Raw genomic sequence first — 20,999 nt, forward strand, 5'->3', positions numbered from 1 at the left:
CGAACCAGGTCCGAGCCGAGCAACGCAGCCTTGCTCAGTGCCCACCGGCCAACCTACCCTTGGCCGCCTGAATAGCGCAGCCAGCTGTCTCAGCAACCGGGCGCACTACAGGTACCAGCGGACCGCCCAGAGGATCACCTCGGCCGTGAACTGCCGACCCTTGAAGGACTGATCCGGCCTCACCGAGGCCACTCACCGCCGTCTCGCCATGCCGGGGTTTGTACCTTCTCGGGGATGCTCCGCAAGCTCGCAACAGAACCAGCTTGTCCGTGCCCTGCGGGGCGACAAAGCCAAACTCGGTCGCAAGGCCGCGTATGGCGTTGGCCAGCATGGTCTGTTGCTTCACCAGCAGGGCGCGTGCCGAACGCAGGGCAAGGACGCCCTGCTGCTCCAAGCTCTTCACGGCAACGAATGTCGCATCGGGGCGGGGTGCGGCGGCGCAGATCGCCGCGGCGTCGACACCATCGTTCTTCTTGCCCCATTTCACGAATGGCCTGACCGCCTCGGGAGCGATCAACTTCACCTCGTAGCCGAGGCCACTCAAGACACGGGCCCAGTGGTGCGCCGCGCCGCATGCCTCCATGACCACGGTACAGCGCGGCTGCTGCTCAAAAAAGCTAGGCTGGCAAAGTTGGCTGCGGTGGGGCGTGATCATGCCCCTGGGCGTTCTCTAATCGCCGACGTCAAGCTGAACGATGATCGGCACCGCCGGGCTCATGGTTCTCTCCGTGGTCGGCCTGGGCCGCCACACCATGGCCTTGGGTGGGTCTGGGCGGGCCAATGTGGTGTTCGCCATCGCCGACCGCGGCTGCGGCGGCGGGCATGCCAGGGATCGGCCTTACCCTCGCCCTCGTCCCGGCGGGGACGAACTCGTCCGGCCTACGGCGGCGGCCGGGGAAATCGGGTCAGGCGGCTCGTGCTGCGGCGTTTTCCCAACGGAACTCGGTCGCATCCCGCCACATGCGGTGTAGGATAACCGCGAGCTTCCTTGCCACGGCGACCTTCGCCTTCTTGAAGCCTGAGCGCTTGGCGATGGCCAAGCCCCAGGCCTGCAGCGCCGAGGGGCGGCGGATGCGCGTCAGCAGCACGCTGGCTGCCTCGTACAGGTGCTTTCGCACATCCTTGTCGCCGCACTTCGAGACCCGTCCGGTCCGGTCGATCTCGCCCGAGGCGTAGCGTCTTGGCGTGAGACCGAAGTAGGCGCCGACGCTGGACGACTTGGCGAAACGCAATGGGTCATCGATGGCAGACCATACCGAGAGGGCCACGACGCCGCCAACGCCTGGCGCCGTCATGAACCGCTTGCAGACCTCGCTGGCGCGGGCGGTCCGCATGACCTCGCGGTCGAGGACCGTGATGCGCTTGGCCACCTCCTCGCGTGCGGCCAGCAGCGTCTCGACCAGATGGCCGAGTTCGGGACTTTCCGCCAGGTCTTGCGTCGACAACTTCGTCGCTCGCTGCCGGAAGCCGCCTTCGGGTCTGCCGACGATCACGCCGAAGGTCTTCAGCAAACCGCGAATCTGGTTGTCGATGTCGCCTCGCATGCCAACCAGCAGGGCGCGGGATGCGAGCAGGGCTCTGGCCAAATGACTCGGGCCCGATTTGACATGCGCCTCCCGGTACCATCCCGTCCGGACAATCTGGGCGAGGCCCGCAGCATCGTTGCGATCGGTCTTATTGATCCGCATCGACAGCGCTGCCTTGGCATGGCGCGCATCGATGCAGATCATGGGCAGCCCACGGGCACGCAGCTCGCCATGCAGCCAGACCGAAAGCGACCCGGTTTCCAACCCGACGCGGACCACCTCAGGAGCCTTTGCACTGATGAATGCGGCGATCGCCTCCGGGGTCGAGGGCAGCTTCCTCTCGGCGAGCACTTTGCCGTCCTCGGCCACGATGCAGATCGAGGTTTCGTCGAGCGACACATCAAGGCCCACGTAGGTCTTCATCGCTGTCCTCCTGGCTTCCGGGCGGCCGGGCCACCCGCCCGGTCCTCAAGGATGCCGACACCACTCGAGGCGGCGCCAACCGCGATTAGGCTATGTGGTGTAGCAGCATCGATCCTCGGCTATGCCGAGGTCAGGCCGCCACGCCTGGCAGGCTGACGCGCGGAGCGTCGCTGATCACCACCAGGCTTTCAAGGCTCATGTAGCGGCGGCTGACCGCCCACTCGTCATTCTGCTCGAGCATGAGCGCACCCGCGAGCCTGACGATCGCTACTGCGTTCGGGAAGATGCCGACCACGTCGGTGCGACGCTTGATCTCGCCGTTGAGCCGCTCAAGTGGGTTGGTGCTGGCGATCTGCGGCCAGTGCTCCTTGGGAAAAGCAGTGTAGGCCAGGACGTCCTCGCGTGCGTCGTCCTTTAGGTCGGCGAGCTTTGGCGCCCGCTCACGCAGCGCGTCGGCGACGTTGTTCCACTGAGCCCGGGCATCGGTTGCAGTCTCCTGCGCGAAGATGGTCTTCAGCATGGCCACTACGGCTGGCCGCTGCTTGGTGGGCACGTGTGCCAGAGCCGACCTCATCCAATGCACGCGGCACCTTTGAAGGGTGGCATGGAACACCTTGCTGGCCGCGGCGCGCAGGCCCTTGTGGTCATCGGCGATGACCAGCTTGACCCCACGCAGGCCGCGATCGGCCAGGGAGCGCAGGAACCCCTTCCAGAACACCTCCGCCTGCGAGGCGCCGGTGGCGACGCCGAGCACCTCGCGCCGGCCATCGGTGTTCACGCCGACAGCGATTATCGTCGCCGTCGAGACAATGCGCCCTCCCTCGCGGGCCTTCACGTAGGTGGCGTCGATCCAGACATACGGCCACTCGCCCTCGAGCGGGCGGCTGAGGAAGGCGTTCACCCGGCCGTCGATCTCCTCCACCAGCCGGCTCACCTCACTCTTGGAGATGCCCGAGCCGCCCATCGCCTTGACCAGGTCATCGACGGCCCGAGTGGAGACGCCCTGGATGTAGGCCTCCTGGATCACCGCGGTCAGCGCCTTCTCGGCCGTGCGCCGGGGCTCAAGGAAGGAGGGGAAGTAGCTGCCTCGGCGCAGGCGGGGGATCTGCAACTCGATCCGTCCCGCCCTGGTCTCCCAGCCCCGCTCGCGGTGGCCGTTCCGCTGCACCTGCCGGGCCGGATCCCGCACCCCGTGCGCCGCGCCAGTGCAGGCATGCACCTCAAGCTCCATCACCCGCCCGGCGGCAAAGCCCAGCATCTCGCGGATCAGGTCGGTATCGGCGCTCTTCTCGATCAGCTCCAGCAGCGCCATCTTCTCGTCGGTCATCGTCATCTCTGTGCTGAGGGTTCAAGGGTCGCATCTCGAACCATAGCCGGAGATCGACGGTGGCCACCCTCCCGGGCGGCCCCCGCTGTGGGTAAGTGGCCTGCCTGCGCTCAACCCTTAATGGTCGCTCCGGCAGGCCACTTACCCACAGCTGCTACACCACGCCCTGGGGCACGAGCTGGAGCCCCCCGGCGTTGAGGGAGCTGTCATCGGTGGCTCCTGGAGGCGCGAGATGGCCAGGGTGTCGGCACGGCGGCGGCCGGAACGGGAGCGGGTCCTGCTTCCAGTGCGGCAGAATTGTCCGGGGTGCGGCGGGCACATGCAGCTGCGATATGAGAACCGCCGCCATCTGGTGATGCTGCCCGGCGCAGTGCGGCTGCGGCTGAAGATCCGCCGCTGCGAGCACGCGGGCTGCCCTCGCTTTCATGTCCCGTACCGGCCGGAGGCGGAATGCGCGCTGGCGCTGCCGCAGCAGGAGTTCGGGCTGGATGTCATCGCCCTGGTCGGGGTGCTGCGTCACCGCGAGCACGGCAGCGTGCCGGAGATCCACGCTGCCCTGCGCGGGCGCGGAGTGGAGATCGCCGAGCGTAGCGTCACCAACCTGCTCGACCGCTACGACGAGTTGCTTGCCACCAACCTGACCGACACGCGCCGGCTGCGACGGGTGCTGAAAGGGCAGCGCGGGGTCATCCTGGCGCTCGATGGCCTACAACCGGATGTCGGGCACGAGGTGCTCTGGGTGGTGCGCGACTGTCTCTCAGGCGAGGTGCTGCTGGCCCGCAGCCTGCTCTCGGCCACGGCCGAGGACCTCGCGCCCTTGCTGCGCGAGGTGGCCGGGGCGGTGGGCGTGCCAGTGCTGGGGGTGGTCAGCGATGGACAGACCTCAATCCGCCGGGCGGTCGAGCGGGCCCTGCCGGGAGTGCCGCACCAGCTCTGCCAGTTTCACTTCCTGCGCGAGGCGGCGCACCCGATCTTCGAGGCCGACCGGCATGCCAAGGTGCGGCTGAAAGCCGAGGTACGCGGCGTACGGCCGATCGAGCGGGCGCTGGAGGGACGCGACGACCCGGTGGCCGAGGTGGCCCGTGGCTACTGCGCCGCGGTGCGCAGTGCCATCACCGACGACGGCCGCCCGCCGCTGGCCGCCTCGGGGCTGCGGCTCAAGGCCCGGCTGGAGGCGGTGGCGGATAGCCTGGACCGGGTGGCGGAAAAGGGGGCAGCTCGCCGTCGCTCGCGCGGCTCCGCCAGCTGATCGGCCGCGGTCTGGAGCGCACCGCCGCGCTCTGGCCGGACATCGAATGCGCCTATGGCTGGGTGCATCGGGCCGCTCATATCCTCGGCAACGCGGCCAGCGAGGATGCCACCAAGGTCCAGCGCCGCTTTGACGGCCTGGTCGCCGCCATGGCCCGCCATCGAGCCAGCGCCGGCGACCTTGCCGGGGCGGTCGGCCACTTCTGTAAGGTCACCCGCAGCTACCGCCCGGGGCTGTTCCACTGCTACGCAGTCCCCGACCTGCCGCGCACGGATAATGGTCTCGAGCAGCTGTTTGGCTCGCAGCGTTATCACGAGCGCCGCGCCACAGGACGCAAGATGGCCTCGCCGGCCATTGTGTTGCGCGGTGAGGTGCGGGTGATCGCCGCCACGGCAACTCGGCTGCACTCACCCACCGCCGACGAGCTTGGTCGTGTGGATAAACAACGCTGGCGCGACCTCCGCCGCAGGCTGGAACCGCGCCGCATGGCACGTACCTTGCGCACCCGTTTTCGCCGCGACCCCAAGGCCTACCTCGCCGAACTGAAGCAGAAAGCCTGCCAGCCAGCTTTGCTGACCTAGTAAAAAGACGATCAACTGACCCGTGCGCCGAACCAGGTTTCTTCCTGGCGCCACTTGAGGTCCTCGGCCAGGAGCACCTCGCTGACCCGGCTGCGCCGCATGCCGATGCCCTGCTCGCCGAGGTAGGCGACCAGGCGATCCAGGGTCCACGACGCGAAGGGCAGGCCCAGTTCAGACGGCCGGCTCAGGGCGGCCTTGATCACCGCGCTCCGCTCCTCGGCCGTGTAGGTCGGCGGTCGGCCCGAGCGCATGTCCTCTTCCAGCCCCGGCAGGCCACGCTCATTGAACCGCTTGAGCCAGAACCGAACCGTGGCACCGCACAGGCCCATCCTGGCCGCGATGTCCGGCGCACTCAGGCCCTCCTCCACCGCGTGCCGCACGATCTGCGCTCGCCGAACAAGGCCGGCACCGAGCGTGCGCGAGCGGGTCATCCGTGCCAGCTCGCCGCCCTCGTCATCGCCCAACGCCCGCACCCGAAGGGTCATGGCCATGATCCCGAGGAACCAAGATCTGCCTCAACGCCCCAAACGCCAAAAAGCCGAAAACAACTTGCCGGATGCACCACTTAGGAGCCGAGCTTCCAAGCCGGGCTCCATACAGCACCTCAGCGCTGATACGAGCTATGCCGCACTTCAGCCACCGCCGCCTTGCACCAGCGCGCAGCCGCCCTGAGCGATCGGCCGATAGGCCTCCTCCACTGGCACCTCGCGGAGCAGGCGGTAGACATCGTAGCGGCTGGCGGAGTCGGCCGGCGCCTTGATCTGGAAGACATATACCGGGCTGATCCGGCGCCCGTCCGGCCGGATCTCGCCCCGGCCGAAGACCGTGTCCTCGGTCGGTGCGGCCTTCATGCCGGCGACCACGGCCCGGCCGTCGGTCGAGGCACCGAGCGCCGCCACCGCCTTCAGATGATGCGTCACCGCGGCATAGACATTGGCCTGCAGATCGGTTGGCATCCGGCCACCCATTCGTTCGGCGAAGCGGCGGCCGAAGCGACGCGTCCCGTCGTTCAGGTCCCAGTACCAATTGCCGACCACGATGGCGCCTTGCGTCGCCTCCAGGCCAAGCGAGACGATGTCCGAGATGTAGACTGCCAGGCCGACCACGCGCTGACCGCGCCGCGTCAGCCCGAATTCGGAGGTCTGCTTCACGCTGTTAATGAAGTCGGCCTGGGAATTCGCCAAGGCCACGACCGAGGCGCGCGAGGCCTGGGCCTGCAGCAGCACCGAGGAGAAATCGGTGGTCCCGAGCGGATGGCGGACCGAGCCGACAACTCGTCCGCCCGCCCGCGTCACCGCATCGGTAGATTGTCGTTCCAGGTCATGCCCAAAGGCGTAGTCGGCGGTGATGTAGAACCAGGTGTTGCCGCCCTGCTGCACCAACGCCCGGCTCGGCACGTTCGACATCGACCAGGTGTCGAGCGAGTAGTGGATGAGGTTCGGCGAACAGAGATCGCCGGACAGGCGGCTGGCCACCGCGGCGGTCACCAAGGCGACACGATTTGCATTGCGCGCCACCTCGCCGACGGCGAGCGCCACGGCGGAGTTGGGCAGGTCGACGATGGCGTCCACGGCTTCCGTATCAAACCACCGGCGGGCGATGGCGGAGCCGGTATCGGCGCGGTTTTGATGGTCGGCGGAGAGGATCTGCACCGGCAGGCCAGCCACGCGGCCCCCGAAATCCTCCGCCGCGAGCTGCGCCGCGACCACCGAACCCGGGCCGGCCACATCGGCGAAGCTGCCCGACAGGTCGCTCATGATTCCGATGCGGATGGCCTCGCGCCGCGGCGCTGGCGGTGTTTGCGCGAGCGCCGGAAGGCCGGCCATCAGGCCGCCCGCCAGCAGGATTGCACCCAGGATTGCGCGTCGCATCACTCATCCCCTCCCTTGTGCGGCCGATCGTTCAGCGTCGGCCCGCAGCCCCCGAGAAATCACTGTCCACCATGTCGATGGCACCGGCCACCGCCCGCGCCTCCGCCAGCATCGCCGCCGGCGGCCGGGCGCAACGGCCGGCGCGGCTGACCTGCAGCCCGATCGAGGCCCACGCGCCCACCATGAATTGGGCGTAGCGGAACAGCGTGCCGAGCGCGTCCATCACCACCGCGCCGTGGCTTGTCTTGAGGCCGTGGCGCCAGACGAATTCGTTGAGGAAGCCATCGCTAAGGATGATCACCTCGGAGCCCATCTCCACCAGCCGGGCGCAGGCCGCGTGGAAGGCTTCGGCCAGTGGGCCGGCCGTGTCCTCGTCGCCCTCGAGGCTGTATTCATCGATCGGCGGGTGCATCGCCACCACCCCCGCCAGGCGTTCCCGCAGGCCATAGCTGCCGGCCAGCTCCTCGTGCCGGGCGCGCTGGCTGGCCTCTAGCGATACCATGCCGAAGCGCTGGCCGAGCGAGCAGGCGACCAACATGCATGTCTCCGACAGGCCGACGCAGGGGATATCCACCAGGGACCGCACGGAGCGGAGTGCCGGATCGTGGAAGCAACCAAGCGCGAAGGCGTCGTAGCCGGCGCGCTCGGCTGCCAGCGCCGCCTCGACCACCTGCGCCTCGTTCAGGTATTCCAGGTAGCGATGCCGGATGGCGTGGATCGGCGCGAAGTCGCGCCCATAGGTCCCGGGACGCAGGCCATGCAGCACAACGCTGTCGCCCGGCGGCAACACCGCCTTGGCATGGCGAGCGAGCGTGGCGCGATAGATCGGCGCAAGGTCGAGGTCGCTGAAGCTCTGGTGCCAGATGCGCATGGCTACCGTTTCCCGCGGCCGGACACGCGGTCAGGTGGCATTGCCGCGCCGCGCCGCGTGCTGGCCGGCCAGGCGGCCGAACACCAGCCCCTTCAGCACCGAGGTCGCGCCGGTATAGGTGCGGTAGTATGTGCCGATGATCTCGCCCGCGGCGTAGAGGCCCGGGATCGGCGCCCCGTCGCCATCGAGCACGCGCGCGTCGCTGTCCACCTTCACGCCGCCAAAGGTGAAAACATTGGCCGAGATGATCGGGTAGGCGTGGAACGGTGGCTCATCCACCGGCAACGCCCAATTGGATTTCGGCGGGTCAATCCCCCGCGTCGCCAGGCCATCGGTCTCCAGCGGCCGCCAGTCGCCCGGCACGCAGGCGGCATTGTAGCCGCGCACCGTCGCCGCCAGCGCGGCTGGCGGGATCGCCAGCTTCGCCGCCAGCGCCTCCAGGCTGTCGGCCACGATCGGTGGCTGGTCGGTGCGGATCGCCAGGCGGACATTCGGCACGCGCAGGTGCTTCGCATCCAGCACCACATAAGCAAGGCCGTCGCGCTGTTCGAAGATCCGCCGCGTGATGCTTTCATAATGCGCATCGACCGTGCCCGGTGCCTCGTCGGTGAAGCGCCTGCCGTCCTTGTTCACCAGGATGCCGTAGGGAAAGACGAAGACAGAGGGCTCGGACACGCCGGAGCGCGGGTCGATCGGCTCCGCATGGTAGCTGCCGAAATCGCCCCCGGTAGCCGCGCCGATCTCGAGCGCCATGCGGATGCCGTCACCCCGGTTGAAATGCGCGCCCTTGCAGATGGGCCGCAGGAAGGCGGCGCGCGGGCCGATGTAGCGGGTCAGCATCTCGGCATTGCCCTCGAAGCCGCCGCAGGCCAGCACGACCCGGCCGCCTAGCCGGAGCCGCCCCTCCTGCCGGCTGCGGACCAGCAGGCCGGTCACCTGGCCGTCCTCGTCCTGCTCCAGGCGTTCCGCCGTGGTGTCGTACAGCATCTCGACGCCGAGCGCCTCGGCACGCGCCGCCAGCCCTTCCACCAAGGCGAGCCCGCCGCCTACCGGCAGCAGGCGCGGCTGGGACCTGGTGAGGAATTGCGTCGGCAGGAAGTCGAAGCGGAGACCGAAGCCCTTCAGCCAGGCGATGGTCGGGCCGGCCTGGTCGGCGAAGGTGGCGATGAAGCCTGGCTCGGCCATTGAGAGAGCCGCGGCATAAGCGGCGCGCTGCCCCGCCGGGCGGGCGCTCTCGGCGATCAGGTCGGGGTCGAGGGTGCCGCTGCTGTTCTCGGCAAGGTGGGTTTCGAAGTCGTCGGTGACCTCGGTCTCGCTCTTCATCCGCAGATAGGCCTCGGTGTAGCGGCTCTGGCCGCCACGTTCCTCGGGCGGGGCGCGTTCCAACACCGCGACCTGGGCACCGGCCTCGGCCGCCGCGACGGCAGCGGACAGCCCAGCGACGCCGCAACCGGCAACCACCACCTCGAAACGCTTTTCGCGCATCCGACGTTCTCCCCTGGGTGGGAGCATGGCACGGCGGCGGTGGACGTCCAATGCGCCGGCGCAGGCCCGGGAAGGGGCCGGAACATCGGATCCTCGCGCGCTCCTCGGCCGGGGCAGCACGCCCTCGCCCAGGCCGCGCACCGTCGGCCGAGGGCGCCCAGCCGGGGCCTGTCCCATTCCCGGCCGACCGCATGGACGCAGGTCCGAAGACCTGATTATTATCCCAAGATGAGGCGGCTTCGAGAACAACGCCTTGGGGTGAGGCGACGATGGACGATCTCGATCAATCCCTTCAGGAGTTCCAACTCGCGGCGCAGGCCCGACGCTCCGCCGCGGGCTGGCTCAACGCCTTCGAGGCGGCGCTTGCATCCCGCGATGCGACGCGGATCGGTGCCTTGTTCCATGCGGACTCCCATTGGCAGGACATTCTGGCATTCACTTGGCACCTGACGCCCGTCGCCGGCCGGGACAACATTGCCGCGCGCCTCACGGCGGAACAGGCGCGCACGGCCGCGCAGGGCTTCCACCTGCCGCAGGGCCGGAAACCGCCCCGCCAGGTGAAACGCCTGGGCATCGACAGCGTCGAGGCGATCTTCGAGTTCACCACGGCGGAGGGTCGTGGCGCAGGCCTCATCCGTCTGTCACCGGCGCCCGAGGATGGCGGCGCCATGAAGGCCTGGCTGCTCTCGACCACGCTTCAGACGTTGACGGGCCACGAGGAGAAGATCGGCGCCAACCGGCCGTCCGGCGCCGCCTATTCGCGGAATTTCGGTGGTGACAACTGGGCCGACATGCGCCGCAGGGCCAGCGCCTATGACGACCGGGAACCGGCGGTCCTGGTGATCGGTGGTGCCCAGGCGGGTCTCTCAATTGCCGCACGGCTGAACCAGCTCGGTGTCGATACCCTGGTCGTCGAGCAATGGCCGCGCATCGGCGACAGCTGGCGGAAGCGCTACCACTCGCTAGCACTACACAACTCGATCCACCTGAACCATTTGCCCTACATGGAATTTCCGCCGACCTGGCCGAAATACATCCCGAAGGACATGCTGGGAAACTGGTTCGAGTTCTACGCCGACGCCATGGAGATCAACTGCTGGACGGGGACTGAATTCGTCGGCGGCACCTGGGACGACACGGCGGAATGCTGGACGGCCCGGGTGAAGCGCGCCGACGGCAGCGAACGCATCGTCCGGCCCCGGCACCTCGTCTTCGCCAATGGCGTCAGCAGCTATCCCATGCTGCCGGACCTGCCAGGCCTTGAGGATTTCCAGGGACAGATCCTCCACTCCGAAGGCTTCGACAGCGGCGCAGGCTGGGAAGGAAGGAACGCGCTCATCCTCGGCACCGGCAGCAGCGCCAACGACATCGCGCTCGACCTCCACAGCCATGGCGTGAACACGACGCTCATCCAGCGGGGATCCACGACCGTCGTGTCGATCGACCCGAGCGCCAGGCTCAACGAGGCGATCTGGGATGAGGGCGGACCCCTCGAGGATTGCGACCTGATCGTCTCATCCGCGACGCCCTCGCTGATCATCAAGGCCTACAAATCCTTCACGAAACGGATGCTCGAGCTCGACCGCGAGATGATCGAGGGCCTCAAGGGCATCGGCTTCAAGCATGATGTTGGCGAGGACGAAACCGGCCACCAAATGAAGTATTTTCGGCGCGGCGGCGGCTACAACCTGGATGCCGGCAGCTCCGACCTCATGATCAAGGGCCAGCTTGGCCTGCTGCAATACGACCGGATCGAACGCTTCACCGCCGCCGGTGCCCTTCTCAAGGATGGCTCGACGGTGCCGGCCGACCTCATCGTCCTGGCCACCGGCTACTACCCGCAGGAGGAGCTCGTCCGTCGGGCGATCGGCGATGCGATGCTGGACCGCATCGGGCCGGTCTGGGGCATCGGTGAGGACGGCGAACTGAACAACATGTTCAAACGCACGCCGCAGCAAGGCTTGTGGTTCATCGCCGGCGGCTTGGCGCAGTGCCGCATCAACTCGAAGTATCTTGCGCTGCAGATCAAGGCGATGGAACTCGGGAAACTCGGCCCGCTCTGAAGCATTCGCCTCGTCGGGCCCAGCCCGGAGATCGGCGGACGGCTTGGTGGACGTGGTGAGGCGGTTGCCGACCGATCGCTGGTGACCGGCAACCGGGCGGGCGGCGGCACATGTTGCCAAAGCACCCGCCCAACGCCTCCCTGCCCGAAGGGTGCACGGCCCGCTTCGCCCAGCGCCATTGCCACGCGACGCCAGGTAGCTTTTCAATCCCAGCGCAATGCCGCATGCTTCCGCCCGGCCGAGGCGCGGCATACGCGCCCATGGGCCGAGAAGGGGGAAACGAGCGGCCATGAGCGAGTTATCGCCACGCCAGCGCGCGCTGAAGGAGGCGTTCACCGAGGTGCGCGGCTATTGGAGCCCAGTCTGGGACCAGGTGCTCGCGCTCGACCCCGACTTCTTCGAGGCCTACCTGAATTTCTCCGCAGTACCCTGGCGGCATGGCGTGCTGGAGCCGAAGGTCCGCGAGTTCATCTACATCGCCGTCGACGCCTCGACCACGCATCTGCACGCTGCGGGCGTGCGCACACACATGAAGAACGCGCTGCGCCACGGCGCGACGCAGCAGGAGATCATGGAGGTGCTGCAGCTCATCTCCGTGCTCGGCATTCACAGCGTGACGCATGGCGTGCCCATCCTGGTTAAGGAGATGGAGGCCGCCGGGCGCGGCGAGGAGCTGCCGAAGCCCGGCACAGGCGGCGAGCGCGAGGCGCGGCTGAAGGCCGAGTTCACCGCCGCGCGCGGTTACTGGAGCGAGCTGTGGGACCATGTCCTCGCCCTCTCGCCCGACTTCTTCGAAGCCTACATGCACTTCTCCGCGGCGCCCTGGAAGCACGGCATGCTGGCGCCGAAGGTGAAAGAGTTCATCTACATCGCCATCGATGCCGCGACGACGCATCTCTATGCGCCCGGCACACGCGTGCACATCCGTAACGCCATCCGGCTCGGCGCGACACGGCAGGAGATCATGGAGGTGCTGGAGCTCACCAGCGTGCTCGGCATCCATAGCACCACGCATGGCGTGCCGATCCTGCTGGAAGAACTACAGACGGCCGGCAAGGGCTAACGGCGAAGCGTAGGTGGGAAACCAACATGAAGATCAACCGCAGGAGCCTGGCGCTGGGCGCCGTCGCGCTGGCGCTTCCGGGCCTCGGCCGGGCGCAGTCCGGCACCATCAAATTCGGCTTCACCGCCGCGCTGACCGGCCCCTTCAACGAATTCGGCGAGGGCATTAACCGTGGCGCTCAGATCGCCGTGGAGGAATGCAACAAGGGCGGCGGCATCAACGGCCGCATGGTGGAGCTGGCCGAGGTGCTAGACGACCAGCTGGTGCCCGACCGCGCGGTGCAGAACCTGCGCCGTATCCTCGACAACCGTGAGATCGTCGGGCTGATGTGTCCCTCGGGCTCCGGCCCCACCTTGGCAATCGCCGACATGATCCAGGCCGATGGCCGGCCGATCATCAACCCGCAGGCCCAGACACCCGCCATCGTCTATCCCAATGGCCTAGACAAGCCGCCGCGGCCCAACCTGTTCTCCATCTCCGTCGGCAACCTGGTGGAGTCCGAGAAGCTGGCGGCAGCGTTGTCGCAGTTCAGCCGCATCGGCGTCCTGCACGAGAGCACCGGCTATGGCGTGACCGGCGCCGACCTGGTCCGCAAGGCGATCATCGGTCGCAAGCCGGACGCGCGGGTGACGGTGGAAAGCTATAATCAGCGCGCCCAGGACATGACCGCCCAGCTGGTCCGCGTGCAGCGTGCGAATGCCGAGGCAATGCTTGTCATCGGTCTCGGCGCCGATTTCGCCGTCATTCGCCGCAACATGAGCCGGCTGAACATGAACCTTGCCCTGTTCGGCGCCGCCGGGGCAGTGACGGTGCCCTATATCGAAGGCGCTGGAGACCTGGTGGCGGGGACCCGGGCGGTGAACCATGCCGCCTTCGGCCGTCGCCCGATGCATGGCGCGGCGCAGAAATTCGCCGATCTCTACCGGGCGAAATTCGGCACTGACCGCTGGTACGGCCCCGACGCCGCCAATCCCCTCATCTCGCTCGCCGGCACTGTGGGCAGCGGCTACGACTGCATCAACCTGCTGATAGACGCGATCCGCCGCGCTGGCTCCACCAGCGCCGAGGACATGGTCCGCGCGCTGGACCAGACGACGGATTACGAAGGCGCCACGGTCCGCCGCATCAGCTTCACCCCGCAGAACCACGTGGCGCTGAAGCTCGAGGATCTCGGCACCTACGAGATGCTGAAGCGCGGCGACCGGGTGGTGCTGGAGCTGCGTGACTAGGCGATGGACGATTTCTTCTTCTCTCTGCTGCTGGCCGGGATCAGCGTGGGGGCGGTCTATGCGCTCATCGCGCTCGGCCTGAACCTCACCTTCTGGACGACGAAGACGCTGAATTTCGGCCAGGGCTCGCTGATGATGCTCTGCGCCATGCTCACCGTCTTCCTCTCCAGCCAGGGCCTGGCCATCGCGCTGGCGGTGCTGGGCAGCCTCGCCGTCGTCGCGGCGCTCGGCATGTTCATCGAGCGCTGGACGGTGCGGCCGGCCTTGCAGTCCAGCGGCGGCAGCATGGGCTGGGTGGTCTCCACCCTCGGCTTCGGGATCTTCCTGCAGGGTATGGCGGCGAAGTATTTCGGCTCCCAGGCCGTGGCCTTCCCCGACGTGGTGTTCACCGCGCAGGATTTCGTCACCGTGTTCGGGCAGTACATCTCGCTGCAGTACCTGGTGGTGCTGGCGGTCGCCGTCGCGCTGATCCTGGCGTTCGAGCTGTTCATCCGCCGCACCGTCTGGGGTCAGGCGGTACACGCCGTCTCCCTCGACCCGGAGCTGGCGCTTGTGCAGGGCATCCCGGTGCGGCGCCTGATCCTCGGCTCCTTCATGCTCTCCTCGGTCCTGGCGGGGGTGGCCGGGGTGCTGATCGCCCAGATCGGCGGCACGGTGGACCCCGCCTTCGGCTTCGACCTGGTGCTGCTCGGCTTCGTCGCCGCGGTGCTGGGCGGCATGGGCAGCTCGCTCGGCGCGCTGGCCGGCGGGCTGCTGGTGGGGGTGATCAGCAAGCTGGTGGGCGGCTACGTGTCCACCGCGGCGGAGCACGGCATCGCCTTCGCGCTATTGATGCTGGCGCTGGCGGTGCGTCCACAGGGCTTGTTTGGCCGGCCGGAGGTCAGCAAGGCATGAATGCCCTGCGATCGCGGTTGAGCGCAGCCGCCGCCGACTGGCGCGTGCAGGCGGCGCTGGTGCTGGCGCTGCTGCTGGCGGCGCCGCTGCTCTCCCCGGGCACCTTGCAGATCGCCAGCTTCGTGCTGGTGGCCGCCATATTCGCCCAGAGCATCAACCTGCTCACCGGCCTCGCCGGACAGATCTCGCTCGGCCATGCCGGCTTCTTCGGCATCGGCGCCTATTGCACCGGCATCCTGGTGAAGACCCACGGGCTCGACGTCACGCTCGGCGTGCCGGCGGCGGTGCTGCTGGCGGGGCTGACCGGCTGGCTGCTCTCCTTCCCCGCCAACCGGGTGCGCGACGTCTACCTGGCGATGATGACGCTCGGCTTCGGCATGGTGTTCTTCGAGATCGTGCGGGAATGGAACGAGCTCACCGGCGGCACCATGGGCCTGCCCGGCGTGCCTTCGGCGGCGCTGCGCACGCTCAGCGTCCTCGGCATCAAGGTGGACGGGCTGCGCTACTTCCAGCTTGTCCTGCTCGTCACGGCCGGGGTGATCCTGCTGGTGCGCAACCTGACGCAGTCCCGCATCGGCCGGGCCTTCTACGCCATCCAGGTCAGTGAGGTCGCAGCCGGCAGCATCGGCATCCCGGCCGGCCGCACCAAGCAGCTTGCCTATGCGCTCTCGGGCGCGCTGGCGGGGCTGGCAGGGGCGCTCTACGCCCACCTGGTCGGCTATCTCGGGCCGGAGAGCTTCGCCCTGCCGCGCTCGATCGAGGTGCTGGTCATCGCCATCGTCGGCGGTCTCGGCTCCATTGCGGGGCAGGTGCTGAGCGCGGCGCTGTTCACCTTCCTGCCCGAACGGCTGCAGGTCTTCGCCGAATGGCAGTTCATCGCCTACGGGCTGATCCTCACCTTCTCCCTGCTGGTTCTGCCACGCGGCATCGGCGGCCTGCTGTTCGAACCTCCGCGCTTCATCAAGCCGCGCGCCCTGGCCCGCGCCATCAGGCTGCGAGCCGATGCGACGGCGCTGCGCCCGGACGGTGACGGCACGGCGCTGGAGGCCGAGGGCATCACCATGCGCTTCGGCGGGCTGGTGGCGGTGGACGATGTCTCGCTGCGGCTGGAGCCGGGGCGGATCACCGCACTGGTCGGCCCCAACGGCTCGGGCAAGAGCACCTTCGTCAACGTCGTCACCGGCATCTACCGCCCGGCCGCAGGGCAGGTGCGCTTCGGCGGCCGCGACATCACCGGCCTGCCCGACCATCAGGTGGCCACGGCCGGCGTGGTGCGCACCTTCCAGGATCCGCGCCTGGTGCCGCATTTCACGGTGCGGGAGAACCTGCTGCTCGGCGCGCACCGCCAGCTGCGCCACAGCGGCCTTGCCGCCACGTTGGCCCTGCCCGGCGCCATCGCCGAGGAAGCCGCGCAGCTGGCGCTGGTCGAGGCCGTGCTGGCGCTGGCGGACCTCACCGAGGTGGCGGACCGGCCAATCGACGCCCTGCCATATGGAACCCGCCGCATGGCCGAGGTGGGCCGCGCCCTGCTCGCCCGCCCACGCGTCATCCTGCTCGACGAACCCGCGGCGGGACTGTCCGAGACGGAGATGGACCGGCTCGCGCAGCTGATCCGTGACATGAAGGCGATGGGCCTCGCCATCCTGCTCATCGACCATCACATGGATTTCCTGGCGGAACTGGTGGACGAGGTGGTGGTGCTGGACAGCGGCCGGATGATCTACCGCGGCGACATCGCCGGCATGCGCGGCGACGCGCAGGTGATAGCCGCCTATCTCGGCGACGAGGCCGCCCATGCTTGAGCTGCGCGATCTCTCGGTGCGCTACGGCGCGGTGCGGGCGTTGGAAGGCGTCTCGCTCCAGGCCGCACCGGGTGGCATCACCGCCATCCTCGGCGCCAATGGCGCGGGCAAGTCCTCCCTCATGCGGGCGGTCTCCGGCATCGCGCCTGTGGCCGCCGGCCAGGTGCTGCTGGATGGCCAGGACATCACTGCCCTGCCGCCGCCGGCACGGGCGCGGCTCGGCGTGGCGCACGCCATGGAGGGGCGCCGGCTGTTCCGGCAGCTGACGGTGGAGGACAACCTGAAGCTGGCCTGGAGCTTCGGCGCCCGTCGCGGGAAGCTGGCGGCATCCCTGGCCGAGGTCTATGCCCGCTTCCCCATCCTGGAAACCAAGGCGCGCATCGCGGCCGGGCTGCTTTCGGGCGGGCAGCAGCAGATGCTGATCCTGTCCTGCACCACCATCCGCAGCCCGCGCTTCCTGCTGCTGGACGAGCCTTCGCTCGGCCTCGCGCCGATCATCGTGCAGCAGATCTACGGCTTCATCACCGACTACGCCGCGCAGAGCGGCATCGTCGTCATCATTGCCGAGCAGATGGCGACCCTGGCACTGAGGGTGTCGCGCCAAGGCCTGGTGCTGCGGCGCGGCCGCGTGGTGCTGGCCGGCGCCGGCGAGGAGCTGCTGCGCGGCAAGGACGGCAAGACGCTGGCCGCCAGCTACCTGTAGGGCGTCGAACTGGCCCTGGCGGGGCTATTCCGGCTGCTCCATCAGCGCCAGGCCCTCCATGGCCAGGCCGTAGCCCAGCAGATCCTGCATGCGCTTCCTCAGATGCTCGGTGAACATCAACCTTGTATAGCGCAGCAGCAGCGTCGGCTTCTGCGCCAGCAGGCGGGCATGTTCCCAGGCCCGGTCCAGCACCTGTTCCTGCGGCAGCATTTCGTTCACCAGGCCGAGCGACAGCGCCTCCTGCGCGCTCAGCGTCTGCCCGGTGAGGAGGAAGTAGCGGCCGCGGTTCATCCCCATCAGCAGCGGCATGAGGATGTGCATGCCATCCCCCGGCAGCATGCCTGACATGAAATGCGCCGAATCCTGGAACTGCGCTGTCTCGGAGGCCAGCACGATGTCCGACAGCAGCGGGATCTCGCAATGCCGCCAGGCCGGGCCGTTGATGGCGGCGATCACCGGGACCTCGATGTTCAGCAGGTTCATCAGCAGCGCCCGGCCTTCCCAATGGACGCGGTCATAGGCCGCGGCGGTGATGCCCTGGGCCAGCGAGCGCGTCGCGACCGTGGCGCGGAGGCCGGAGAACTCCTCGCCCGTGCCGGTCAGGATCACCACGCGGTTGTCGCGGTCGCGCCCCACCTCGGCGAAGGCGTCGGGCAACTCGCCATGCGGCACCAGGCCCCAGCGGAGCGGGCCGTCATCGGTGTGGAGGCGCACCTCTAGGATGCCGTCCTCGCGCCGCATCCTGAGGCACGAGAACTTGTTGCGGTAGCTCTCGAAGCGGCTCACGCCGCGAGCTCCAGGATTTCCATCACCTGCGCCGGTCCTTCGATGCGGCGCGGGTTGCGCGGTACCCAGGGCGTGGCCATGGCGCGTTCGGCGATGCGGGGAAAGGCGTCGCGCCCGATGCCGACCGCGTCCAGGCTGCGCGGCATGCCGAGCCCGGCGATCAGGGCGTGCAGCGCCTCCGCCGCCTCCCCGCCCGGGCTGCCCATGGCGGCGGCCACCCTCGCCTGGCGTTCCGCATTGGCCGCGCGGTTCCAGCGCATCACCGCCGGCAGCATGATGCAGGAGGTGTGCCCGTGCGGGATGTCGAAGGCCGCGCCCAGGACGTAGCCGATGCCATGGCTGGCGCCCATCGGCACGCCGGTCGCCAGCGGCGCCATGGACAGCCAGGAGCCGAGCTGGCAATCCAGCCTTGCGTCGAGGTCACCCGGGTCCGCCTTCACCCGTGGGAGCCCGGAGGCGAGCAGCCCCAGGCCGTGCAGCGCCTGCGCATCGGCGTAGGACTGCGCCTCGGCGGAGCAGATCCCCTCGACGCAATGATCCACCGCGCGGATGCCGGTGGAGAGGAACAGCCATTCCGGCGTCGCCAGCGTCATCGCCGGGTCGAGCACCACGGCGGCGGGGATGGTCCCGGGGTGGTGGAACACCTCCTTTACCCGGCTGCGCTCATCCGTCACGCCGGCGAAGGCACTGAACTCGCCGGCCGAAAGGGTGGTGGGCACCGCCACCTGGCGCAGCCCCGGTGCTTGTAGCGGCGCGCCGCCGGGGCGCAGCCGGTCCATCGCCTCGGTGCTGTCGATGCCATTGGCGAGGCAGAGCTGCACCGCTTTCGCCGCATCGGTCAGGGAGCCGCCCCCAACCGTGACGATCAGGTCGGCGGCCGCCTCGCGCGCCATGCGGGCCGCATCCAACACGGCGCCGCGCGGCGAATGCGGCGGCATGCCCTGGTACTGCGCCGCGAACCGGCGGCCGAGTGCATCACGGATGCGCTCCACCTGGTCGGTGTCCCGCGCCAGGGTGGCGCTTGCCATCACCAGGACGCGCGTCGCGCCGAGGCGCTCAGCCTGTTCGGCCACCGCCTGCGCCGCTGGCCGGCCGAATACCACCTCCTCCATTTGGCTGAATACCACGCGCCCGTTCCGGGTCATCGGCATTTCCTCCGTTGGCTGGGGCTAGCATATGGCGTGGTTCAAAACGTGCCATTTCCAGGTGACACCGGAAATCGATAGAGCTTTGACGCTAAAGGGATTTCTCGTTTTGGATGTTACCCTGATTTGAAACACGCCGAATGCGCCCCGGTGCTTCCTCAGTCGCTCAGCACGAATCCTTCATAGCCCTTGGCCGTAACCGACTCGCAGATGGCGCGGTAGCGCGCCATGCCGCCGGCATAGGGCATGAAGACGCGCGGCTTGCCCGGCACATTGGCGCCCAGGTACCAGGAGTGATGTGCCTGCGGCAGCAGCGTGACATTCGCCGCCTCATTCACCTTGGCCACCCAATCCGCCATCGCCGCTTCGGTGGTTTCCACCCGCGCCAGTCCCTTGGCGCGCAGATGCGCGATGCAGTCGGTGATCCATTCGGCATGCTGCTCGATGGCGACCGGCATGTTGCAGAGAACCGAGGGACTGCCCGGACCGGTGATGGTGAAGAGATTCGGGAAGCCCGCCACCTGCAGGCCCAGGTAGTTGCGCGGCCCGGCTTCCCAGGCCTTGGCCAGCGGCTGGCCGCTGCGGCCCTCGATGTTCAGCTTCAGCAGTGGGCCGGTCATCGCATCGAAGCCGGTGGCGAAGACGATGATGTCGAGCGGGTATTCCGCATCCCGGGTGCGGAGGCCGGTCGGCGTGATCCGCTCGATCGGCGCGGCCCGCACGTTCACCAGCGACACGTTGCTGCGGTTGAAGGTGGCGAAGTAGTCGGTGTCGATCGGCGGCCGCTTGGCGGCATAGGGATGGTCGATATCGGCCAGCAGCGCCGCGGTCGCCGGGTCTTTCACGATGGAGCGGATCTTGTTCTTCAGGAACTCGGCCGCGGTATCGTTGGCCGCCTTGTCCAGCAGAATGTCGCGGAAGACGCCGCGGAATTGGAGGCCGCCCTTGGCCCAGGCGGCTTCATACAGCGCCTGGCGCTGCTCCGGCGTCACGTCCCAGGCGGAGCGGTCCTCGATGAAGAAGGCCTGGCCATTGGTGTTGGTATGCATGATCCGGCGGATCTCGGCGTGGTTCTCCTTCACCCAGGCCTTGAATTCTGGAGACAGCGGCACGTTGTGCGCCGGCACGCTGTAGTTTGCGGTGCGCTGGAAGACGGTGAGGTGCGCTGCCGTCTCGGCGATGACAGGGGCCGCTTGGATGCCGGTGGAGCCGGTACCGATCAGGCCGACGCGCTTGCCGGTGAAATCCACCCCTTCATGTGGCCATTGGCCGGTGTGGTACCAGTCGCCCTGGAAGCTCTCCAGGCCGGGGAATTTTGGCACATTGGCGGTGGACAGGCAGCCGACTGCGGTGATGAGGAACTGCGCGGTCAGCGTCTCGCCCGCCTCGGTCGTCACCGACCAGCGGTTGGCCGCTTCATCGTAGCGGGCGCCGACCACGCGGGTACCGAAGCGGATGTCCTTCTTCAGGTCGAAACGGTCAGCCACATGGTTCAGGTAGCGCCGGATTTCCGCATGGTCCGGGTAGCGCTCGGTCCATTCCCACTCCTCGAAGAGCTCCTTCGAGAAGGTGTAGTTATAGGCGTGGCTTTCGGAATCGCAGCGAGCCCCGGGATAGCGGTTCCAGTACCAGGTGCCACCCACGCCGTCCCCGGCTTCGAGCACCTGTGCCTTCAGCCCAAGCCGGTCCCGCAGGCACAGCAGTTGATACAGCCCGGCAAATCCGGCACCGACGATGAGCGCGTCGAATTCACGGCTGGCGGAGGCGGGATTCATATCGGGCATGGCAGCCAATCCTCCTCGGAAATCTGATCAGACCAGCGGGCAGCTGCCCTCGGCCATGGGATGAAAGGCGTCCTCGGCCGAGGTGGTGCCGACCAGCTTGTAGTAATCGAGGGGCGTCGCCGATTCCACCGGCTTCTTCACTTCGAACAGATAGGCGGAATGCATCTTACGACCATCGGCACGGATGGTGACGGCGC

18 protein-coding genes are annotated in these 20,999 nt (G+C 68.1%); 7 read left to right on the forward strand and 11 right to left on the reverse strand.

The genetic code is table 11. The annotated features are described in order from the left end of the window. Window positions 1-34: 34 nt before the first annotated feature. The 3 genes from E2C06_RS41100 to E2C06_RS27810 form a co-directional block, all read right to left on the reverse strand. Window positions 35-655, reverse strand: a complete 621-nt coding sequence (locus tag E2C06_RS41100; RefSeq protein ID WP_133291843.1) for a transposase — start codon at window positions 653-655, stop codon at window positions 35-37. Between the two features lie 250 nt (window positions 656-905). Then, window positions 906-1,949 (reverse strand): IS110 family RNA-guided transposase, encoded by a 1,044-nt coding sequence (locus tag E2C06_RS27805; protein WP_133291844.1) that lies wholly within the window; start codon window positions 1,947-1,949, stop codon window positions 906-908. 130 nt (window positions 1,950-2,079) lie between these two features. After that, window positions 2,080-3,276, reverse strand: a complete 1,197-nt coding sequence (locus E2C06_RS27810) for an IS256 family transposase (protein WP_133291845.1) — start codon at window positions 3,274-3,276, stop codon at window positions 2,080-2,082. 319 nt (window positions 3,277-3,595) lie between these two features. Between E2C06_RS27810 and E2C06_RS27815 the strand changes: the two genes are divergently transcribed. Then, a protein-coding gene (locus tag E2C06_RS27815) for an ISNCY family transposase (RefSeq protein ID WP_133291846.1) occupies window positions 3,596-5,106 on the forward strand; the annotation gives its coding sequence in 2 pieces (ribosomal slippage) (window positions 3,596-4,481 and window positions 4,481-5,106; 1,512 coding nt in all). Window positions 5,107-5,117: 11 nt separating this feature from the next. On the opposite strand, the gene E2C06_RS27820 is transcribed toward E2C06_RS27815, so the two are convergent. From E2C06_RS27820 to E2C06_RS27835, 4 genes are all read right to left on the reverse strand, one after another. Then, window positions 5,118-5,591 (reverse strand): helix-turn-helix domain-containing protein, encoded by a 474-nt coding sequence (locus E2C06_RS27820; RefSeq protein ID WP_165982706.1) that lies wholly within the window; start codon window positions 5,589-5,591, stop codon window positions 5,118-5,120. A 147-nt stretch (window positions 5,592-5,738) separates the two neighbouring features. Then, the gene (locus tag E2C06_RS27825; protein WP_133291848.1) at window positions 5,739-6,977 is read right to left on the reverse strand and encodes an ABC transporter substrate-binding protein; all 1,239 of its coding nucleotides are present in this window, start codon (window positions 6,975-6,977) and stop codon (window positions 5,739-5,741) included. Window positions 6,978-7,008: 31 nt separating this feature from the next. Further along, the gene (locus tag E2C06_RS27830) at window positions 7,009-7,848 is read right to left on the reverse strand and encodes an aspartate/glutamate racemase family protein (protein ID WP_133291849.1); all 840 of its coding nucleotides are present in this window, start codon (window positions 7,846-7,848) and stop codon (window positions 7,009-7,011) included. Between the two features lie 30 nt (window positions 7,849-7,878). Continuing rightward, window positions 7,879-9,333 carry an FAD-dependent oxidoreductase gene (locus E2C06_RS27835; protein ID WP_133291850.1) on the reverse strand — a complete coding sequence of 485 codons (1,455 nt, stop codon included), beginning with the start codon at window positions 9,331-9,333 and terminating at the stop codon, window positions 7,879-7,881. A gap of 269 nt (window positions 9,334-9,602) precedes the next feature. Here E2C06_RS27835 and E2C06_RS27840 point away from each other — a divergent pair, with 269 nt between their 5' ends. From E2C06_RS27840 to E2C06_RS27865, 6 genes are all read left to right on the forward strand, one after another. Continuing rightward, window positions 9,603-11,396: a flavin-containing monooxygenase gene (locus tag E2C06_RS27840; RefSeq protein WP_133291851.1), complete on the forward strand. Its 1,794-nt coding sequence runs from the start codon at window positions 9,603-9,605 to the stop codon at window positions 11,394-11,396. A 289-nt stretch (window positions 11,397-11,685) separates the two neighbouring features. Next, window positions 11,686-12,459: a carboxymuconolactone decarboxylase family protein gene (locus E2C06_RS27845; protein WP_133291852.1), complete on the forward strand. Its 774-nt coding sequence runs from the start codon at window positions 11,686-11,688 to the stop codon at window positions 12,457-12,459. Window positions 12,460-12,485: 26 nt separating this feature from the next. Then, the gene (locus E2C06_RS27850; RefSeq protein ID WP_133291853.1) at window positions 12,486-13,688 is read left to right on the forward strand and encodes an ABC transporter substrate-binding protein; all 1,203 of its coding nucleotides are present in this window, start codon (window positions 12,486-12,488) and stop codon (window positions 13,686-13,688) included. Between the two features lie 3 nt (window positions 13,689-13,691). Then, complete coding sequence (locus E2C06_RS27855; protein WP_133291854.1) at window positions 13,692-14,582, forward strand: branched-chain amino acid ABC transporter permease; 891 nt, start codon at window positions 13,692-13,694, stop codon at window positions 14,580-14,582. Next, on the forward strand, window positions 14,579-16,384 hold the full coding sequence (locus E2C06_RS27860; protein ID WP_133291855.1) for a branched-chain amino acid ABC transporter ATP-binding protein/permease: 1,806 nt from the start codon (window positions 14,579-14,581) through the stop codon (window positions 16,382-16,384). Before E2C06_RS27855 ends, E2C06_RS27860 begins: the two co-directional genes overlap by 4 nt. After that, complete coding sequence (locus E2C06_RS27865; RefSeq protein ID WP_133291856.1) at window positions 16,377-17,087, forward strand: ABC transporter ATP-binding protein; 711 nt, start codon at window positions 16,377-16,379, stop codon at window positions 17,085-17,087. The genes E2C06_RS27860 and E2C06_RS27865 overlap by 8 nt, the downstream gene beginning before the upstream one ends. Window positions 17,088-17,111: 24 nt before the next feature. Here E2C06_RS27865 and E2C06_RS27870 read toward each other — a convergent pair whose 3' ends face one another. From E2C06_RS27870 to E2C06_RS37960, 4 genes are all read right to left on the reverse strand, one after another. After that, a complete protein-coding gene (locus E2C06_RS27870; protein WP_133291857.1) occupies window positions 17,112-17,873 on the reverse strand; it encodes an enoyl-CoA hydratase/isomerase family protein in 762 nt (253 codons plus the stop codon). Beyond that, a complete protein-coding gene (locus E2C06_RS27875) occupies window positions 17,870-19,018 on the reverse strand; it encodes an iron-containing alcohol dehydrogenase (RefSeq protein WP_206664716.1) in 1,149 nt (382 codons plus the stop codon). Before E2C06_RS27875 ends, E2C06_RS27870 begins: the two co-directional genes overlap by 4 nt. Before the next feature lie 158 nt (window positions 19,019-19,176). Next, complete coding sequence (locus E2C06_RS27880; RefSeq protein WP_133291858.1) at window positions 19,177-20,802, reverse strand: flavin-containing monooxygenase; 1,626 nt, start codon at window positions 20,800-20,802, stop codon at window positions 19,177-19,179. A 27-nt stretch (window positions 20,803-20,829) separates the two neighbouring features. Continuing rightward, entirely contained in the window at window positions 20,830-20,967 is a 138-nt protein-coding gene (locus tag E2C06_RS37960) for a hypothetical protein (protein WP_165982707.1), read from the reverse strand. Window positions 20,968-20,999 lie beyond the last annotated feature (32 nt).

The sequence above is a fragment of the Dankookia rubra genome (assembly GCF_004355005.1).
GTDB classification, from domain to species: Bacteria; Pseudomonadota; Alphaproteobacteria; order Acetobacterales; family Acetobacteraceae; genus Paracraurococcus; species Paracraurococcus ruber_A.

Bases quoted from the DNA above. Each gene is read 5' to 3' on its own strand.
- E2C06_RS27875 (WP_206664716.1), bottom strand. From the start codon at position 19,018: ATGACCCGGAACGGGCGCGTGGTATTCAGCCAAATGGAGGAGGTGGTA.
- E2C06_RS27825 (WP_133291848.1), bottom strand. From the start codon at position 6,977: ATGCGACGCGCAATCCTGGGTGCAATCCTGCTGGCGGGCGGCCTGATG.
- E2C06_RS27840 (WP_133291851.1), top strand. From the start codon at position 9,603: ATGGACGATCTCGATCAATCCCTTCAGGAGTTCCAACTCGCGGCGCAG.
- E2C06_RS27830 (WP_133291849.1), bottom strand. From the start codon at position 7,848: ATGCGCATCTGGCACCAGAGCTTCAGCGACCTCGACCTTGCGCCGATC.
- E2C06_RS27880 (WP_133291858.1), bottom strand. From the start codon at position 20,802: ATGCCCGATATGAATCCCGCCTCCGCCAGCCGTGAATTCGACGCGCTC.
- E2C06_RS27845 (WP_133291852.1), top strand. From the start codon at position 11,686: ATGAGCGAGTTATCGCCACGCCAGCGCGCGCTGAAGGAGGCGTTCACC.
- E2C06_RS41100 (WP_133291843.1), bottom strand. From the start codon at position 655: ATGATCACGCCCCACCGCAGCCAACTTTGCCAGCCTAGCTTTTTTGAG.
- E2C06_RS27805 (WP_133291844.1), bottom strand. From the start codon at position 1,949: ATGAAGACCTACGTGGGCCTTGATGTGTCGCTCGACGAAACCTCGATC.
- E2C06_RS27810 (WP_133291845.1), bottom strand. From the start codon at position 3,276: ATGACCGACGAGAAGATGGCGCTGCTGGAGCTGATCGAGAAGAGCGCC.
- E2C06_RS27835 (WP_133291850.1), bottom strand. From the start codon at position 9,333: ATGCGCGAAAAGCGTTTCGAGGTGGTGGTTGCCGGTTGCGGCGTCGCT.
- E2C06_RS37960 (WP_165982707.1), bottom strand. From the start codon at position 20,967: ATGCATTCCGCCTATCTGTTCGAAGTGAAGAAGCCGGTGGAATCGGCG.
- E2C06_RS27865 (WP_133291856.1), top strand. From the start codon at position 16,377: ATGCTTGAGCTGCGCGATCTCTCGGTGCGCTACGGCGCGGTGCGGGCG.
- E2C06_RS27855 (WP_133291854.1), top strand. From the start codon at position 13,692: ATGGACGATTTCTTCTTCTCTCTGCTGCTGGCCGGGATCAGCGTGGGG.
- E2C06_RS27850 (WP_133291853.1), top strand. From the start codon at position 12,486: ATGAAGATCAACCGCAGGAGCCTGGCGCTGGGCGCCGTCGCGCTGGCG.
- E2C06_RS27820 (WP_165982706.1), bottom strand. From the start codon at position 5,591: ATGACCCTTCGGGTGCGGGCGTTGGGCGATGACGAGGGCGGCGAGCTG.
- E2C06_RS27860 (WP_133291855.1), top strand. From the start codon at position 14,579: ATGAATGCCCTGCGATCGCGGTTGAGCGCAGCCGCCGCCGACTGGCGC.